This is a genomic window from Streptomyces sp. NPDC048349, from assembly GCF_040651925.1.
Classification (GTDB): domain Bacteria; phylum Actinomycetota; class Actinomycetes; order Streptomycetales; family Streptomycetaceae; genus Streptomyces.
Genome location: NZ_JBEZLA010000008.1, coordinates 66,087 through 83,395, shown reverse-complemented (window position 1 = coordinate 83,395; position 17,309 = coordinate 66,087). Strand labels below are relative to the sequence as shown.

Below are 17,309 nucleotides of genomic sequence, written 5' to 3'. Positions count from 1 at the left end.
GCACGGCGCGCGGCCGAGGTTCGGCCCTTCGGCACGGAGGAGACCCGAGCACCCGTGGCCGGCGTCCGCTTCGGTCAGCGGGTGCGCAGACGGGCGGTGTACACGTCCGTCCGGTTCTGTGGTGCACCGGAGTGGGTCTCGGTGAGCACCGCCCGTACTCCCTCGCCGTCCGCAACCAGACCTTGGTAGTCGCCGAGGAAGTAACCCCCGGCGAACGGCGCCTGCAGCCAGTCGAAGACCCGCGAGATCCGTCGTTCGGTCTGCAGCTCCGGGTTTCCGTGCGGCAGTGTGGCCAGCTGGTAGGCGGTGGGCAGGGTGGTGGTGTCGCCCGGCTTGAGGAAGCGCAGGTCGTAGTAGGTGAGCGCGACCGTGCCCCGCTCGTCGACAGCGATCGACGGGGAGAAGGCCGGCACTCCGTCGGGGCTGATCAGCTCGGGGCTCCCCCAGGTGCGTCCGCCGTCGGTGGAGCGCACCAGCTGGACGGAGTTGAACTCGCCGGCGGAGAAGTCCGCGCCCTCGTACGCCATGTACAGCGTGCCCGTCTCGGGGTCGACGGCCGGGCTGGGCAGGGTGGCCGCGGCGCGCAGCAGCTTGGTGGGATCGTTCGGGTCGACCTCCGGTACGGCGGTATCCCGTGCCACGGTGACCGGCGCGCTCCAGGTCTCTCCGGCGTCCGTCGAGGTGACCATCGCGTAATGGGCTTCGAGGACGGTGGTCAGGTCGTCGCTGAAGGTGATCGTGTCGAAGAAGTCGTAAAGGGTGCCCGTGCGCCGGTCGGCGACGATCAGATGGCCGATGGTCTGCGTGTTGGGCACGGTGCTGGTGTCGACGAACGGCCGGGCCTGGCTCCAGGTGCGGCCGCCGTCGCGGGTGAGGGAGATGTAGCCGGGACCGTCGAGGGAGCCGGGGCCGGGCGGGTCGTTGTCGAGGCGGTTCCAGACCTGGTAGGCGGTGCCGTTGCGGATCGGGTCGGCGGTGAGTGAGGGCTTGTCGTTGAAGAACGGCTGCTCGTCGACGTGCGTGGTGGTGAGGTTCTGCCACGTGCGGCCGCCGTCGCGGGACGTGACCGTCAGGAGGGCGCTGCGCGTGCTCTTCGTGAAGTCGACGCCCTCCCCGCCGGCGTAGACCGTGCCGTCCGGTCCGGTGCTCACCCAGGGGTCGGAGGCCCGTTCGTAGTCCGCGCCGCCGGGGGCGCACAGGCTGAACGGCAACGTGCTGCGGTGGAAGGTGTGGCCGTCCGTGGTCCACGCGGCCGCCAGGCCACGGGCGCCACCGTCGTTCCAGCGATCCTGCTGGAAGACGGTGACGACGCGCTTGGGGTCGCGCGGATCGACAGCAAGGTACGGCTCGACCTCGGTGCCCGGGTAGACGATGCTCTCGGGGGACCTCGCTCCGATGGTGCACTGCGCGTACGGGTCGCCGTGGGACACCTTGACCAGTGGTGTGCCGTCGGGGTTCCCCTCTGCTGCGGCGGGAGTCGTGCCGGTGACCGTGACGAGCAGGAGCGCAGCGGTGGCAACGGCGGTCAGGTGCAGGCGGACGCGCATGCGGGATCTCCTCCGGGCCTGTCGGCCGGCGTAGGCGACCGCCGTCATCGGGGCGGCCTGGGGCACGGAGGTGTACCGGAACGCGATGGCGGGCGACTCCGCTTGGTCCTTTTCGGCGTTTCAGCCGGTGCCCTTGAGGGGCCGAACGACGGACTCGTCCGCGGGGTCGTCGAGGAGCACGGCGGAGCCGACCGGCGGGTGCACCGTGCCGGTCGGCTCCTTGGTCATGCTGTTTGGGGCGTCGTCTCGTAGGTCGTGGGCCGCGTGCCGGATGGCGGCGCCGACGGCTTCGGCCTCGGCTCGGACGGGTTGGCGACTCGACTGTTGGCCGGCGTGCGCCGACCGGTCAAGTGATCGGCTGCGTGGTCCCGTCAGGTCAAGTGATCGGCTGCGTGGTCCCGTCAGGCAGGGCGCAGTAGTAGCCGGCGTAGGGGCGTGCGACCACCTGTCCCCCGGCGGCCGTGCAGTCGTCTCTGGAGATGTTCGGAGACGAGGCGGCCCCGGCACTGACGGCGCCGACGGCACTCATGCCGGCCAGCGTTGCCGCGGCCAGAGCGAGTCCCAGGATCCTTCGGATGCGCATGGCTTCCTCCTCCTCTCAGGCGCCCTCGTTCGGCCCTCGGGGGAAGGACAGGTCTCAAGACGACGGCGCCCTCATCCTCAGCATGGGCGCTCCGCACGGGGCCCGCGAGGCGGGACCGGGCCGCCTGCTCGGGCGGTGACTTCCCGGGCGTGGAGCGTGACGCTCGTCGCCGACCTCGACCGGCCGCCATCGGTACGCCGCGTGCGCGTCGGTCACGGCGGGCGGTCGTCCCACGGTCCGCTATCGCGGTTCGAGGGCCGCCGCCCGGCAGGCACCGGTCGCGGCGCCGCCCGCCACTCCGGCCCCCGTCAGCCCGGTCACACAACCCTCGAGGTCACCGGACACGCCACGGCTACAGGCCGCTGTGACGGAGGCGGAATCGGTGGCACCGGCCAGTTCGGCCATGTGTACACAAGCGGGGATGTCCGCCCGGGCCCCGGGAGCGGAGAGAACCGCACCGCCGAGGGTGAGGGTCAGGCCGGTGAGGGCACCGGCGATACGGGTCGACGTGCGCATGGGACGCACCTTTCTTCCGGGTCGTTCGCGCCGTCCTGGTCCCGGCGGCGCGGCTCCACGGGGCAGGGCCGCCCGGCGGCGCCCGGTCGCCTCCCTCGAGCCGCACCGGGACACGGCCACCGGGCCGGCGCAGAGGACCCCGGACCTCCGCTCACGGGCCCCTCACTCCAGCGTCGCACCCTCTCCCCCGGCCGTCCTGCGCACCCGGGGGCCGGCCCCCACTTCCCCGGCAGGGCCGCTATCGCCGGCACCAGCGGCCGTCGCACCACAGCGGTACGACGTCCGGCCCCGAGCCCGGCAGAACAGCAAGCGCACTCTTCAGCACCGGCTCCGCGGAGGCATCGCCCCACGGAGCCGGTGCTGTTGCATGCGGAGGGAGGCAGTCCACAGCTGCACGAGCCCTGAGGCGCGCTGACTCGCATCGTGGCCACTGGTCGTCCAGCATGTGGGCGCCACAGTGGCGGATCTAGTCACTCCCCCCACGAAATCCCAGGTCAGAGCGTTACCCGGGGAGCGGCGGGTGGCGCAATATTGCAGCAACACCACTGGGCTCACTCTGCCGGTACGTTCCCTTCCATGCCAGCCGAATCCGCCCCCGCCGCCCGACCGGTCGCCGCCGCGCGCCGCCGACGGCTGCGTGCGGACCAGGCCCGGCAGCTCGCTGACCTGCTGCGCCATCAGATCCTGACGGGCGGCTTCCCCCGCGGCGTCCTCCCTCTGGAGAACACCATCGCCGCCGATTACCGGACCAGCCGCAACACCGTCCGGCAGGCACTCGACCTGCTGCGCGGCGAGCAGCTCATCGACCGGCAACCCGGCGTCGGCACCGTGGTGGTGTGCGAGAAGTACCCGCACGGCCTGGACCGCCTCCAGGGCCTGGCCGAAACGCTGCACGAGCACGGCCGGGTGACGAACGAGGTCCGTACCGTCGGACCTGTCACCGCCTCGGGCCCCATTGCCCACCGGCTCGGCCTGCCCGAGCACACCGATGTGCTCTGCATCGAGCGGCTTCGCCGCCTGGGCGGTCTGCCGCTGTCCCTCGACCTGTCCTACCTGCCCATGGACGTGGGCCGCGAACTCCTCGGTTGCGACCTGGAGAACACGGACGTGTTCCGGCTCCTGGAGGCACTGACCGGCGGACCACTGGGCCATGCCGAGATCACGCTGGAGGCCGTCAACGCCGACGCACACTCCGCCGCGGTGCTGGAGGCCCCGCGCGGGACCGCCGTACTGATGTTGGAGCGGCTGACCCATCTGCCCGACGGCCGGCCGGTGGACCTGGAGTTCATCCGGTTCCGTGGCGACCGCATCACGATGAGCGGTGTGCTGCACCGCTCCCTCTGAGTCCTCGGACCCCCGAGTCCTCGGACCCCCGAGTCCTCGGAACCCCGAGTCCTCGGACCCCTGAGTCCCTGGGGTCCTGAGCTCTGCCCTTCCGTCCCTTCCTCGTGTTCCCCGCCCCCGCCCTGTCGGGCCCTTGGAGACCGCCATGCCCCTAGTTCCGCAGCGCGCCGACGTGCCCGTGACCATCGACGAGTCCAAGTGCATCGACGGCTGCACGCTCTGCGTCGACATGTGTCCGCTCGACTCGCTCGCGATCCGCGAGGACGACGGCAAGGCGTACATGCACGTGGACGAGTGCTGGTACTGCGGCCCGTGCGCCGCCCGCTGCCCCACCGGCGCGGTCACCGTCAACATGCCCTACCTGCTCCGGTGAAAGGCCGAACTCCCATGAAGAGCAAGAGACTCCTTCTTCGCCCGCTCCTCCCGCTCGCCTTGCTGCTCCCGCTGACCGCTGCCTGCGGCGCCTCCGCCGCCGCCGACGGCGAGGCCGCCGGGAAGAAGGTCACGGTGACCGTCGGCTACCAGTCGAAGACCATCAACACCGTGACCGCCGGCACCTTGCTGCGCTCCCTCGGCTACTTCGAGGAGGAACTCAAGGCCCGCGGGCAGAAGGACGGGACCACCTACAAGGTCGAGTGGCAGGACTACGCGACCGGTGCCCCGATCACCGCCCAGATGACCGCCGGGAAGATCGACATCGGTTCGATGGGCGATTTCCCCCTGCTGATCAACGCGGCCCGCGGCAAGGAACTCAAGCAGCCGACCCGGCTGGTCGCGGTCACGGGGTACAACCTGCGGGGCGGGCTGAACACCGTGGTGACCGCCCCCGGCTCGCCCGTCCGGTCGCTGGCCGACCTGCGCGGCAAGCGGGTGTCCACCAGCGTCGGCTCGGCAGCCGACGGCACCCTGGTCCGGGCCCTCCAGCGAGCGGGAATCGACGCCGACAAGGACATCCAGAAACTCAACCAGCAGCCCAGCGTGGGCGCGTCGGCCCTGGCCGCGGGCAGCGCCGACGCGCTCTCCCAGTTCGTCGCCTGGCCCGGCCAGCTGGCCTTCGAGGGGCGCGCCACGGCCCTCTACGACGGGGCGGAACTGAACCTGCCGACCTTCCACGGGGTCACGGTCCGGGAGAAGTTCGCCAAGGAACGGGCCGGGGTCCTCGACGACTTCCTCAGGGCGCAACGGCGGGCGACCGACTACCTCCGCGAGCAGCCGGTCGCCGCCGCCGAGTCGGTGGCCAAGGAGACCGGACTGCCGGCAGAAGTGGTCTACCTCTACAACGGCGCCAACGGCATCGCCACCTTCGACCCGGAGCTCCGTCCGGAGCTGATCGCCGCGCTGAAGGAGGACGTGCCGGTGCTCAAGTCGGCCGCGCTGGTGGGCGACGTCGACGTGGACGCCTTCGTCGACCCGGCACCGCTGAAGCGGGCCGTGCAGGCCCCGGCCTACCCGAAGGCGGGCGCCGTCAAGCCCGAGCTGTGGCTGCAGGGCCAGCCCACCACCCGCACCTTCGACAGCCCCAAGGAGCTGCTGAAGGCCGCCAAGGGCGCCGACGTGCGGGCCGCGTACGTCCCCGATGCGCTGACCGGCACCCTCTGGTTCGCCGACAAGGCGGTGTGGGTGGCGGACGGCGACGAGCTGCGCGCCTTCGTCACCGCGGCCAGTGCACAGCGGTACGTCGACGGTCATGCCGGGGCACGGATCATCCGCTACGCCGACGCCGTGGGCCTCGCGTCATGAGTGCGGGCCGCTGGCTGCTGCGCGCCGCCTCGCTGGCCGCCGCCCTCGGGCTGTGGCAGCTGCTGACCTCCCTGGACGTCAACCTGTGGCTGCGGTTCGAGCAGTTCCCGACGGTGGGTGAGGTGGCCTCCGCCTTCGCCGACCGGCTGGGCACCGGCCCGTACTGGGAGGACCTGGGCCACAGCCTGCGCCGGATCGTGGTGGGTTTCCTGCTCGCCGCAGTGCTGGGGGTGGCGGCCGGCACGGCGATCGCCCGGTCCCGCTGGGCCGCCGACCTGCTGGGCCCGCTGGTGGAGGTGGCGCGGCCGGTACCGGCCATCGCCCTGGTCCCGGTGGCCATCCTGCTCCTGCCGACCAACGAGCAGGGCATCGTCTTCATCACCTTCGCCGCCGCCTTCTTCCCGGTCGTGGTCTCGACCCGGCACGCGGTACGGGCGCTCACTCCGGTCTGGGAAGAGGCCGTGCTGACCATGGGGGGCGGCCGCTTGCGGGTGCTGTTCTCCGTGGTGCTGCCGGGCGCCCTGCCGGGCGTCTTCGGCGGCCTGTCGGTGGGCATCGGCGTCTCGTGGATCTGTGTGATCTCCGCAGAGATGATCTCCGGCGAGTACGGGGTGGGCTACCGCACCTGGCAGGCCTACACGATCGTCGACTACCCGGGGGTCTTCGTCGGCATGGCCACCATCGGAGCCCTGGGATGGCTCACCTCGACCTCGGTGGAACTGCTGGGCCGGCGCGCCACCGCCTGGCTGCCCCGCCCGGCCGGGCAGGGAGCCGCCGGTGCGAGCCGTCCGGCGGCGCTGCGCAGCAGTGCTCGCGCCTCCGCTCGCACCGGCACCGAACCGGCCGCCACGCGCACTGCGCCCCTCCCCACCGTTCCCCGGAAGGAGCCGGTCCCATGAGCACCGCGACCCTGCCCGAAGCTCCCCCGACGACCGGGGCCGCACTCGCCCTGCAGGGCGTACGGCTCGGTCACGCGGACGGCGCCGCCCTGCCGGGCACCGTCACACTGCACATCGCACGGGGGGAACTGCTGGCCGTGGTCGGTCCGTCCGGCTGCGGGAAGTCCACCCTGCTGCGCACCCTCGCCGGGCTGCTGCCCCCACTGGACGGCCAGGTCACACAGGACGGCGAAACGATCGCCCGGCCCGCCGCCGACCGGGCGCTGGTCTTCCAGCACGATGCCCTGCTGCCCTGGCGCACCGTCCGCGCCAACGTCGAACTGCCCCTGGCGATCCGCCGGGTCCCCCGAGCCGAACGGCGCCGGGACGCGACCGACTGGCTGGAGCGGGTCGGTCTGGCCGAGCACGTGCACAAGCTGCCGCACCAGCTGTCCGGCGGCCAGCGCCAGCGCGTCCAGCTGGCCCGGGCCCTGGCCGGCCGGCCCCGCGTCGTCCTGATGGACGAACCCTTCGGCGCGCTCGACGCGCACACCCGCGCCGAGATGCAGGACCTGCTCGTGGACATCCTGGCCGGCACGGGCGCGACCGTCGTCTTCGTCACCCACGACGTGGACGAAGCCCTCCACCTCGGAGACCGGGTCGCCCTGCTGGCCACCGGCGAGGTGCTGGACGTACCGCACCCGCGTACACGCGACGCGCAGCACGACCCCGGCACCGCCGAACTGCGCCGCCACATCCTCGAATCCCTCTGAAAGGCACCCCGTGGACACCCTGGTGGACGCCCCCCTGGCCATCCCCGCCCTCGCCGACGCGACGGAACTCTCCTGCGACGTCCTCGTCATCGGCGGCGGAACCGCCGGCACCATGGCCGCACTGACCGCGGCCGGACGCGGTGCACAGGTGCTGCTGCTGGAAAAGGCCCACGTACGGCACTCCGGCGCGCTGGCCATGGGCATGGACGGCGTCAACAACGCGATCATCCCGGGCCGGGCCGAACCCGACGACTACGTCGCCGAGATCACCCGCGCCAACGACGGCATCGTGGACCAGTCCACGGTCCGGCAGACCGCGACCCGCGGCTTCGCCATGGTCCAGCGCCTGGAGTCGTACGGGGTGAAGTTCGAGAAGGACGAGCACGGCGAGTACGCGGTCCGCCAGGTCCACCGGTCGGGCTCGTACGTGCTGCCGATGCCGGAGGGCAAGGACGTCAAGAAGGTCCTCTACCGGCAGCTGCGACGACGCGAGATGCGCGAACGGATCCGGATCGAGAACCGGGTCATGCCGGTGAGGGTGCTCACCCACCCGGACGACGGCCGGGCGATCGGCGCGGCCGGCTTCAACACCCGCACCGGGGAGTTCGTGACCGTCCGGGCGGGCGCGGTGATCCTCGCCACCGGTGCGTGCGGCCGGCTCGGGCTGCCCGCATCCGGGTACCTGTACGGGACGTACGAGAACCCCACGAACGCGGGCGACGGCTACGCCATGGCCTACCACGCGGGTGCCGCGCTCACCGGGATCGAGTGCTTCCAGATCAACCCGCTGATCAAGGACTACAACGGGCCCGCCTGCGCGTACGTCGCGAACCCGTTCGGCGGCTACCAGGTCAACCGGCACGGCGAGCGGTTCGTGGAGTCGGACTACTGGTCGGGGCAGATGATGGCCGAGTTCGCGGAGGAACTCGCCTCCGACCGGGGCCCGGTGTACCTCAAGCTCAGCCACCTGCCCGAGGAGACCATCGCCTCCGTCGAATCGATCCTGCACACCACGGAGCGGCCGACCCGCGGCACCTTCCACGAGGGCCGCGGCCACGACTACCGCACCCACGACATCGAGATGCACATCTCGGAGATCGGGCTGTGCGGCGGGCACTCCGCCTCCGGCGTACGGGTGGACGCACACGCCCGCACCACGGTGCCCCGGCTGTACGCAGCCGGTGACCTGGCCTGCGTGCCGCACAACTACATGATCGGCGCGTTCGTCTTCGGCGACCTGGCCGGCGAGGACGCCGCACAGTACCGAACGTACGAGGGGGAACTGCCGCAGACCCAGCTGGCCGCCGCCCACGAGCTCGTCTACCGGCCGCTGCGCCATCCGGACGGGCCGCCGCAGCCGCAGGTGGAGTACAAACTCCGGCGGTTCGTCAACGATTACGTCGCACCGCCGAAGACGGGCGCGAAGCTGTCCCTGGCGGTGGAGGCGTTCACCCGCATGTCCGAGGAGATCGCCGGGATGGGGGCGCTGACGGCGCACGAGCTGATGCGGTGCGCCGAGGTGAGCTTCATCCGGGACTGCGCGGAGATGGCCGCCCGGTCCTCGCTGGCCCGCACCGAGTCCCGCTGGGGCCTGTACCACGAGCGGCTGGACCACCCCGCGCGCGACGACGCCGACTGGCTGCACCACCTCGACCTGCGCAAGTCGCCGTCCGGGGCCATGGAGTTCACCGCGCGACCCGTCGAACCGTACGCGGTCCCGGTGCCGGAGTTCACCCCGGAAGCGGGGCCGGAGCGCCGACTGGGCGAGGTCACGCTGGTGCCCGTGGCCACGGCCGGCCCGCGGGACGCCGCGCCCGCCGCCCGCCCGCCGGTACCGGCGGGGACGCCGACCGAGGCTCCGGAGGTGTCCGCGCCCAGCCCTGCCCTTCTCCGCCTCCTCTCCCTCGCCGAGGAGTCCCCCGACCTGGACGCGCTCCGTCCCTACCTGGCGGACGCCGATCCCGCGGTGCGCGCAGCGGCCGTGGCCGCCCTCGGCGAGACCGTGCCGACCGGCACCGGGCCCGCGCTCGCCACGTGCCTGCGGGACACCGCACCCCGGGTCCGGGCCGCCGCGGCGGCAGCGCTGCGCGAGCTGGTGGAAGTACTGCCCGCCGAAGCAGAGCTGGGGCACGGGCTGCGGGCGGCGCTGGAAAGCACCGACCCGGTCGTCCGGACCGCCGCCCTCGACGTGCTGCGGACGCTGCGGCTGGGCGACGCCGGGGTGTACGCCGCCGCGCTCTGCGACGCCGACATCGAGGTCCGCGCCACCGCCGTCCGCGCCTTGGTCTCGGTGGACGCGGCGGCGGAACTGGCGGTGGCCGCCACGGACCCGGCCCGTGAGGTCCGGGTCGCGGTGGCCCGTGGCCTCGCGGCCGTACACGCTCCGGCGCCGGACCCCCTCGACCCCCTCCTGGACGATCCCGACCCACTGGTCCGGGCCGCCGCCCTGGGCGCCCTGGCCGCAACGGGATGCCCGCCCGCGTACGCCGCACGGGCCGCGGCGGCACTCGCCGACCCCGCATGGCAGGTCCGGGCCGGCGCCGCAACCGCCCTGCGCTCGGCCCTGTCCGCCGAGGCGGTCCCCGCCCTCGCCAAGACCTTGGCCGATCCGAACGCGGACGTCCGCAAGGCCGCCGTCCTCTCCCTCCTCTCCCACCGCGCCGTCCCCGAAGCCCGCACCGCCCTCGCCGCGGCCACCACCGACCCCGACGCCGACATCCGCGCCTACGCGTCCCGAGCGGCCTCCTGACCATCATTCGAGCCTTGGGGGCCCGCAGACCGGACACCGCCCGGTGCCAGGAGCTGGTCCTCATCGGCACCGGACTGCGCGCCGATGCGCTCCGGGCCGGGCGGTGGTCGCAGCCACGGCACCGCCCAGCCCCGGCCGCTCGAGACCGGCATCTCCTCGCCCCGTCCGCCGCGCCGACCCCGGGGCGAACGGCCCTCAGGCACCCGCAGAGCGTTGCGGAGGTCGTGGAAGACAGCGCGGCAAGACGTGGTCGCAGCGGGTCGAGGACGGCCAGGCCAGGCAGCGGGTCGGGGACGGCCAGGCCAGGCCAGGGGGGAGGGGAACGTCGCCCCGCGCGGCCCGGCTGGCACGTCAGCGGCGGCGCCATTCCTCGGCGAGGAGGCGGTAGGAGCGGACCCTGTCGGCGTGGTCGTGCGTGATCGTGGTGATCAGCAGCTCGTCGGCACGAGTGGCCTCCTGGAGCCGTTCGAGGTGATCGGCGACGGTCCGCGGCGAGCCGACGAACTGCGTCTCCACCCGGTCGGCCACCACCTTCCGGTCTGCGTCCGTCCAGGGGCCTGTCAGCGCCCGCGCCTCTGCCGGGGACGGGAAGGGGATGGCGCCTTCGGCCGTGCGGATGCTGCGTACCCAGGGCGCGTATCCGGCGGCCAGTTCGCGGGCCGTGGCGTCGTCCTCGGCCACGACCACGTCGGCGGACACGGTGACGTACGGGCGGTCCAGTTCGGCGGAGGGTTTGAACGCGGCCCGGTAGCCCTCGGCCGCCTCCAGCACGCTCGCCGGGCTCACGTGGTAGTTCGCGGCGAACCGCAGGCCGTTGCGGCCGGCCGTCTCGGCGCTCTGGCCGCCGCTGCTGCCCAGGATCCACACCTGTACGTCGGCCCCCTCGCCGGGGACGGCGTGCGCCTCGATGCCCTCGTCGGACCGGTACTCGCCGCGCAGCAGCGCGAGGACGTCGTCAACCTGCTCGCCGTAGTCCTGCGGCTGGGCACCGGGCAGGTTCAGCAGTTTCTGCTGGAGCACGAACCGGGGATGGCCCGCCACGTGCGCGAAGGAGAAGCGCTCCGGGATGCGCAGCCCGTTCGGGGTGTGTCCGACGAAGGGCTCCGCCTCCCCGGCCCGCTGCGGAGGCCGGCCCGCCGAGCGGCCCAGGCCCAAGTCGAGGCGGCCCGGGTGCAGGGCGTCGATCAGGCCGAACTCCTCGACCGTGGACAGCGCCGTGCGGTGCCCGAGCTGTACGGCCCCGGAGCCGATCCGGATCGTGGAGGTGGCGGAGGCGGTCAGGGCCAGCACCACCGCCGGGGAGGTCCCGGCGACACCGGGATTGAGGTGGTGCTCGGCGAACCAGTAGCGGGCGTAGCCGAGTCGTTCCGTCTGCCGGGCCAGATCGATGCTGTTGTGCAGGGCGTCGGCGGCGGTGGAGCCGGAGGGGATCGGGATGAGGTCGAGGACCCCGAGCGGGATGCCGGACATGGCCGGGTCTCCTTACAGATCGGCGAAGGGGGGATCGGGGATCCGCCGGACCGCCGGCACGTCGAGTCCGAGGTGGTCGCGCAGGGTGGTGCCGGTGTACTCGCTGCGGAAGACGCCGCGTTCCTGAAGGAGGGGGACGACGGTGTCGGCGAAGCCCTCCAGTCCGTCCGGGGTGATGTGGGGGACCAGGATGAAGCCGTCCGCGGCGTCCGCCTGCACCAGGCTGTTGATGGACTCGGCGACGGTCGCGGGAGAGCCGACGAAGGTCTGCTTGGCGGTGGTGGCGATCACCAGCTCGCGGATGGAGAGGTTCTTGGCCTCGGCGAGCTCGCGCCACTGACGCGCGGTGGCCAGCGGGTCGCGGAACTGCCGTACGCTCGCGCGGCCGAGGGCGATGGTGTTCTCGCCGGGTTCGGGGTCGACGTCCGGGAGCGGTCCGTCCGGGTCGTAGTCGGACAGGTCGCGGTTCCAGACGTGTTCCAGGTACTTGATCGCGGTGGCCCCGCTGACCTGGGAGCGCCGTACCTCGTGGGCGAGTTCGCGGGCCTGGGCGTCTGTGTCGGCCAGGGCGAACGTGGCGGCCGGCAGGATCAGCAGGTCATCCGGGCGGCGGCCGTACCGGGGCAGGCGTCCCTTGACGTCGGCGTAGAACTCCCGGCCTTCCTCCAGGGTTGCGTACCGGCCGAAGATGGCGTCGGCGGATGCGGCGGCGAACTCGCGGCCTTCGTCCGAGTCGCCGGCCTGGAAGACCACCGGACGGCCCTGGGGGCTGCGCGGCACGTTGAAGCGGCCCTCGATGTCGAAGTGGCGGCCCTGGTGGGCGAAGGCCCCGGCGCGTGCGTCGCGCAGGAAGGTGCCGGAGACGGGGTCGGCGGTGACCTCGGTGCCGTCCCAGGAGTCGAACAGCTCGGTCGCGGTGGCCAGGAACTCCTGGGCCCGGGTGTAGCGGTCCTCACGGGGCAGGAATCCGCCGCGGCGGAAGTTCTCCCCGGTGAAGGCGTCCCAGGAGGTGACCACGTTCCAGGCGGCCCGGCCCTCGGAAAGGTGGTCCAGGGAGGCGAACTGGCGGGCCACTTCGTAGGGCTCGTTGAAGGTGGAGTTGATGGTGCCGGTCAGGCCGAGGTGCTCGGTGACGGCGGCCAGCGCGGCGAGCACGGTGAAGGTGTCCGGCCTGCCGACCACGTCCAAGTCGTATATCTTGCCGCCTTGTTCGCGCAGGCGGAGCCCTTCGGCGAGGAAGAGGAAGTCGAACTTGGCGCGTTCGGCGGTCTGCGCGAAGCGGACGAAGGAGTCGAACTCGATGTGGCTGCCGGCCGCGGGGTCGCTCCACACCGTGGTGTTGTTGACCCCGGGGAAGTGGGCCGCGAGATGGATCTGCTTGAGCGGCTTGGTGCTCATGGTGTCCTTCCGGTTCCGGATCCGAGGTCAGGCCGTGAGGGCTGCGGCGGCGTAGCGGTTGGCGGGGCGTTCCAGGCCCAGCAGCCCGCGCAGCGAGGATGCCTCGTACGTACTGCGGAACACGCCGCGCCGCTGGAGCTCGGGCACCAGCCGGCGGGTGATGGCGGGCAGGTCGTGGGCGATGACACCGGGACGCAGCCGGAAACCGGTCAGGCCCGTCTCCCGCCACTCCTGAAGCAGGTCCGCGAGCTCGGCGGGGGTCCCGTCGAACGTGGCGGCGTCGGTGGGGGCCGGGGCGCCTGCGACCCGGTCGAGCCGGTCGCGGCGGGCGGCGGCCGCCGGGCCGTCCTCGTCCAGGAACACGGTGAGGTCGGCGAAGACGTGCCGGGGGCCGGGCGGCGGGGGCAGCACGGCGGCCGCGGCCCGTGCCTCGTCCAGGTCGCGCGGGGTGACGTACACGAGGTCGACCAGACCGGTCCGGGGGGCTGTCGTACCGGCCAGGGCCGTGACCAGGGGCTGGCCCTGCGGAGGACGCGGGGTGATCGACGGCCCCCGGACGCTGAAGTGCGGTCCCTCGAAGTTGATGTAGTGCAGCTTGTCGCGGTCGACGAACCGGCCGGTGGCCACGTCCCGGATCTCCGCGTCGTCCTCCCAGCTGTCCCACAGCCGGCGCACCACCTCCACGTGGTCGGCGGCCTCCTCGGCCAGCTCGCCCACCGGCGCGGGGAACTCGCGGCGCCCGAAGTGCCGTGCCTCGTACGGCAGTCCCGAAGTCTGTACGTGCAGGCCCGCCCGGCCCCGGCTGACGTAATCGAGCGTGGCGATCGCCTTCGAGATGTGGAAGGGCTCGGTGTGCGCGGCCGTCACGCTCGGGACCAGACCGATGTGCCGGGTCAGCGGCGCGATCCTGGCGGCGGTCAGCACCGCGTCCAGCCGCCCGCGCACCCGGTCCGTGCGCGCGTCGGGTTCCGCCGCCGCGGACGACTGGAGGGCCAGACCGTCCTCGAAGGTGACGAAGTCCAGCAGCCCGGCCTCCGCCTCGGCGACGACGTCGGCCCAGTACCGGGCCGTGAACAGTTCAGCGGGCCGGGCGCCCGGCTCCCGCCAGGCAGCCGGGTGCCAGCCGGCGCCGTCGAGCGCGACGGCGAGGTGCAGTTCGGACACGTCGAACAACGCCTTTCTGATCGACCGTGGTGAAGGAGAGAAAGGACGGGGCAGTCGGGGAAACGGTTTCGGAAATTTTCCGGACCGCCTCGAAAAAACGCTATGCCGTACGGAACAGCGGCACAATGACCGCAGCGTTAAGGGAATTTGGCAGCCTTGTTGCCCGGTGTCCGGACCGCGAGGCCAAGGCGGGATTGTCCAGGACGTGGGGGTGGCATCGGTGGCTCAGGAGTTGGTCAGGGGCAGGCCGGGCGGATTGACCGCGGAGGTCTTCACGGCCTCCTCGGACAGGTTCCAGGCCGCCAGCAGCTTCGCGTACTGCCCGTTCTGGATCAGGTGGTTGATCGTGGCCGCGACGGGCTCGGCCAGCCCGCTGTCCTTCTTGGCGGTCGCCGCGATCAGCCCCTGGAGGGTCTCCCCCGCGCCGGAGAACTGACCCGCGTTCCGGGTCGGCGCGGCGCTGTTGGCGGTCTGGGTGATGTGGTAGGCGCTGGACGGGTTCGGCACGAAGGTGATGTCGATCTTCTTGCCGCTGAGCGCCAGGTAGGTGCTGTTGCTGTCCGGGAAGTACTTGACGTCGATGTCCTTGCCCTCGGACCGCAGTCTCGCCTGCCACTCCAGGAGGATCTTCTCCTGGTTGGTGCCCCGGGCGACCGCGACCGTCTTGCCCGCGAGGTTGCGGTAGTCACCCCCGAAGTTCCAGGGGTTGTCCTTCAGCACCTCGAAGGCCAGGTTGTCCTGCCGGTACGAGGCGAACTCGTACTTCTTCTTCCGCTCCTCGGTGACGGTGACGTTGGTGAAGGCCACGTCGACCTTGCCGCTGTCGATGCCGACGAACAGGTTCTCCCAGGTGGAGTTCTTCACCACCGGCTTCAGCCCGAGCGTTGCGGCCACCAGCCGTCCGAGGTCCGGCTCCGCGCCGGTCAGGGTCTTCTGGTCGGTGCCGACGTACGCCAGCGGCGGGAACCCGGCGGGCAGCGCGCCCACCCCGATGACGAGTTCCCCCCGTTCACGGACGGCCTCGGGCAGTTGCGCCCGGAGGGACTCCTCGACCGGGACGGTGAGGTCGGTCTGCTGCGCGGCGCCGTTGGACAGGACGCCGACGGTGACCGTGACGGTGCCCGCCGGGGCACCTGTCCCGCCGGCTCCGGTGGCTGCGCTCTTGCCGCCGCAGGCGGTGAGCCCGGCGACGAGGGTCGCGGCGGCGGCCGCAGTGGCGAGGGCTCTGCGCAGTGGTTTCAGGTGGTGCATCGGTGACGTTCCTTCGACTCGCGGGGCAGGGGGTACGGGGCGGGGCAGGCGGTCAGAGCACTTTGCTCAGGTACTCCCGCGTCCGGGGGTGGACCGGGTCGTCCAGGACCTGCTCGGGCGGGCCCTGCTCGACGATCCGGCCGTCGTCCAGGAAGACGATCTCGTCGGCGACTTCGCGGGCGAAGCCGATCTCGTGCGTGACGATCAGAAGGGTGGTCCCGCCGCCGGCCAGGTCCTTGATGACGGCCAGCACCTCGCCGACCAGTTCCGGGTCGAGCGCGGAGGTCGGCTCGTCGAAGAGGATGACGCCGGGCCGCAGCGCGAGCGCGCGGGCGATGGCCACCCGCTGCTGCTGCCCGCCCGAGAGCTGCCGCGGGTAGGCGTCGGCCCGGCTGCCGAGACCGACCCGTTCCAGCAGTTCACGGGCGAGCGCACGGGCCTGAGGCCTCGGCAGCCGTCCGGTCGCCACCGGCGCCGCGGCCACGTTGTCGAGCACGGTGAGGTGGGGGAAGAGGTTGAAGTTCTGGAAGACGAAGCCGATCCGCGCGCGCTGGGCGAGGATCGCGCGTTCGCTCAGCTCCTTGAGCCGGGTCCCGTGCCTCCGTACGCCGACCAGCTCGCCGCCCACGCTGACCTGACCGGCCTCTGGCTTCTCCAGGTGGTTGACGACCCGCAGCAGGGTCGACTTGCCGGAGCCGGAGCGGCCGATCACCGCGGTGACCGTGCCCGGCGGGACGTTCAGGCTCACCCCGTCCAGGACCCGCCGGTCGCCGTACCACTTGTGCACGTCGTGCACCTCGATGGCAGCGGGCGGACCCGTCGTGGCAGTGGTGGTCATCGCGCGGTCTCCTTCCGGAAGCGGGCCCGCAGCTCGCGCAGGCCCGCCCGGGCCCGCTGCAGGGGGGTGGGCGGCATGGTCCGCTGTGCCCCGCGCGCGTAGTACCGCTCGACGTAGAACTGCACGGCGGACACGACGCTGGTCAAGGCCACGTACCAGGCGGTGGCGACCAGCAGCAGCGGCACCACGTCCCCGGGGTAGGTGGCGCCCAGGCTCTGCACCGAGCCGAACAGGTCCAGCAGTGACACGTAGAACACCAGCGAGGTGGCCTTGACGAGCCCGATCAGCTGGTTGACGTAGCTGGGCACGATGGAGCGCAGGGCCTGCGGGAACACGATGCGGGCGAACTGGTAGCCCTTGGGCAGTCCGAGCGCGGCGGCGGCCTCGTGCTGGCCCTGGTCCACGGAGAGCAGCCCGGCCCGGACCACCTCCGCGGCGTACGCCGCTTCCACCAGGCTCAGCCCCACGACCGCCACGGCCATGTCGGTGGCCAGCTTCGACTCGTCGAAGGTGACCAGGGCCGGACCGAACGGCACCCCGAGGCTCAGCGTGGGGTACAGGGCGCTGAGGTTGTAGAGGAAGAGCAGGACGACGATCAGCGGCACGGAGCGCAGCAGCCAGATGTACGTCCAGCTCACCGTCCGCAGTACCGGGCTGGCCGACAGCCTGCCGAGGGCCAGCAGGATGCCGCCCACCAGCCCGAGGACCGCGCTGTACGCGGCCACCTGGAGCGTGACGAGCAGACCGTCCAGGATGACCGGCCGGGTGACCCAGTACGCGAACCGGTCCCACTGGTAGAAGGGGTTGGTCAGCAGCCCGTGCGCGGCCTGGGAGGCCAGCACCAGCACGACGACGGTGGCGACCCACCGCCCGGGCCGCCGCAGCGGCAGGACCCGCTCTGCCGGAGCGGGCGGACCGGACCGTCCGGAAGGGCCGGACGGCGCGGTCAGGAGAATCGATTCGGTCAAGGACACTCCCGCAGGCTCGGTCATATTCGGAATTCCGGGAACGGGTATCCGGCCGGCTGTACCGGCGAATTCACGGGCGGGACACACAAC

Annotated in this window: 14 protein-coding genes; 6 read left to right on the top strand and 8 right to left on the bottom strand. The window is 72.2% G+C overall.

The features are described from left to right. Nucleotides 1-74: 74 nt before the first annotated feature. A complete protein-coding gene (locus AB0D44_RS07185; RefSeq protein ID WP_362585650.1) occupies nt 75-1,547 on the bottom strand; it encodes a sialidase family protein in 1,473 nt (490 codons plus the stop codon). Between the two features lie 376 nt (nt 1,548-1,923). Then, on the bottom strand, nt 1,924-2,130 hold the full coding sequence (locus AB0D44_RS07180) for a hypothetical protein (protein ID WP_362585647.1): 207 nt from the start codon (nt 2,128-2,130) through the stop codon (nt 1,924-1,926). A 1,092-nt stretch (nt 2,131-3,222) separates the two neighbouring features. Between AB0D44_RS07180 and AB0D44_RS07175 the strand changes: the two genes are divergently transcribed. The 6 genes from AB0D44_RS07175 to AB0D44_RS07150 all read left to right on the top strand — a co-directional run bounded on the left by AB0D44_RS07175 (nt 3,223) and on the right by AB0D44_RS07150 (nt 10,130). After that, complete coding sequence (locus AB0D44_RS07175; protein WP_362585644.1) at nt 3,223-3,990, top strand: GntR family transcriptional regulator; 768 nt, start codon at nt 3,223-3,225, stop codon at nt 3,988-3,990. Nucleotides 3,991-4,135: 145 nt separating this feature from the next. Then, nucleotides 4,136-4,363, top strand: a complete 228-nt coding sequence (locus AB0D44_RS07170) for a ferredoxin family protein (RefSeq protein ID WP_017236562.1) — start codon at nt 4,136-4,138, stop codon at nt 4,361-4,363. Between the two features lie 14 nt (nt 4,364-4,377). Continuing rightward, nucleotides 4,378-5,730: an ABC transporter substrate-binding protein gene (locus AB0D44_RS07165; RefSeq protein ID WP_362585641.1), complete on the top strand. Its 1,353-nt coding sequence runs from the start codon at nt 4,378-4,380 to the stop codon at nt 5,728-5,730. Further along, a complete protein-coding gene (locus tag AB0D44_RS07160; protein ID WP_362585638.1) occupies nt 5,727-6,629 on the top strand; it encodes an ABC transporter permease in 903 nt (300 codons plus the stop codon). Before AB0D44_RS07165 ends, AB0D44_RS07160 begins: the two co-directional genes overlap by 4 nt. Beyond that, nucleotides 6,626-7,381: an ABC transporter ATP-binding protein gene (locus AB0D44_RS07155; protein WP_362585635.1), complete on the top strand. Its 756-nt coding sequence runs from the start codon at nt 6,626-6,628 to the stop codon at nt 7,379-7,381. Before AB0D44_RS07160 ends, AB0D44_RS07155 begins: the two co-directional genes overlap by 4 nt. Nucleotides 7,382-7,391: 10 nt before the next feature. Beyond that, nucleotides 7,392-10,130: a fumarate reductase/succinate dehydrogenase flavoprotein subunit gene (locus tag AB0D44_RS07150; RefSeq protein ID WP_362585632.1), complete on the top strand. Its 2,739-nt coding sequence runs from the start codon at nt 7,392-7,394 to the stop codon at nt 10,128-10,130. 351 nt (nt 10,131-10,481) lie between these two features. Here the strand turns inward: AB0D44_RS07150 and AB0D44_RS07145 are convergent, their stop codons facing one another. The 6 genes from AB0D44_RS07145 to AB0D44_RS07120 all read right to left on the bottom strand — a co-directional run bounded on the left by AB0D44_RS07145 (nt 10,482) and on the right by AB0D44_RS07120 (nt 17,243). Beyond that, on the bottom strand, nt 10,482-11,600 hold the full coding sequence (locus AB0D44_RS07145) for an LLM class flavin-dependent oxidoreductase (protein WP_362585629.1): 1,119 nt from the start codon (nt 11,598-11,600) through the stop codon (nt 10,482-10,484). A 12-nt stretch (nt 11,601-11,612) separates the two neighbouring features. After that, nucleotides 11,613-12,998: an NtaA/DmoA family FMN-dependent monooxygenase gene (locus AB0D44_RS07140; protein ID WP_362585626.1), complete on the bottom strand. Its 1,386-nt coding sequence runs from the start codon at nt 12,996-12,998 to the stop codon at nt 11,613-11,615. A 27-nt stretch (nt 12,999-13,025) separates the two neighbouring features. Continuing rightward, complete coding sequence (locus tag AB0D44_RS07135; protein WP_362585624.1) at nt 13,026-14,171, bottom strand: LLM class flavin-dependent oxidoreductase; 1,146 nt, start codon at nt 14,169-14,171, stop codon at nt 13,026-13,028. A 216-nt stretch (nt 14,172-14,387) separates the two neighbouring features. Then, nucleotides 14,388-15,413: an ABC transporter substrate-binding protein gene (locus tag AB0D44_RS07130; RefSeq protein ID WP_362585621.1), complete on the bottom strand. Its 1,026-nt coding sequence runs from the start codon at nt 15,411-15,413 to the stop codon at nt 14,388-14,390. Nucleotides 15,414-15,465: 52 nt separating this feature from the next. Further along, on the bottom strand, nt 15,466-16,251 hold the full coding sequence (locus tag AB0D44_RS07125) for an amino acid ABC transporter ATP-binding protein (protein ID WP_362585618.1): 786 nt from the start codon (nt 16,249-16,251) through the stop codon (nt 15,466-15,468). Further along, nucleotides 16,248-17,243 (bottom strand): amino acid ABC transporter permease, encoded by a 996-nt coding sequence (locus tag AB0D44_RS07120; protein WP_362585615.1) that lies wholly within the window; start codon nt 17,241-17,243, stop codon nt 16,248-16,250. Before AB0D44_RS07120 ends, AB0D44_RS07125 begins: the two co-directional genes overlap by 4 nt. Nucleotides 17,244-17,309 lie beyond the last annotated feature (66 nt).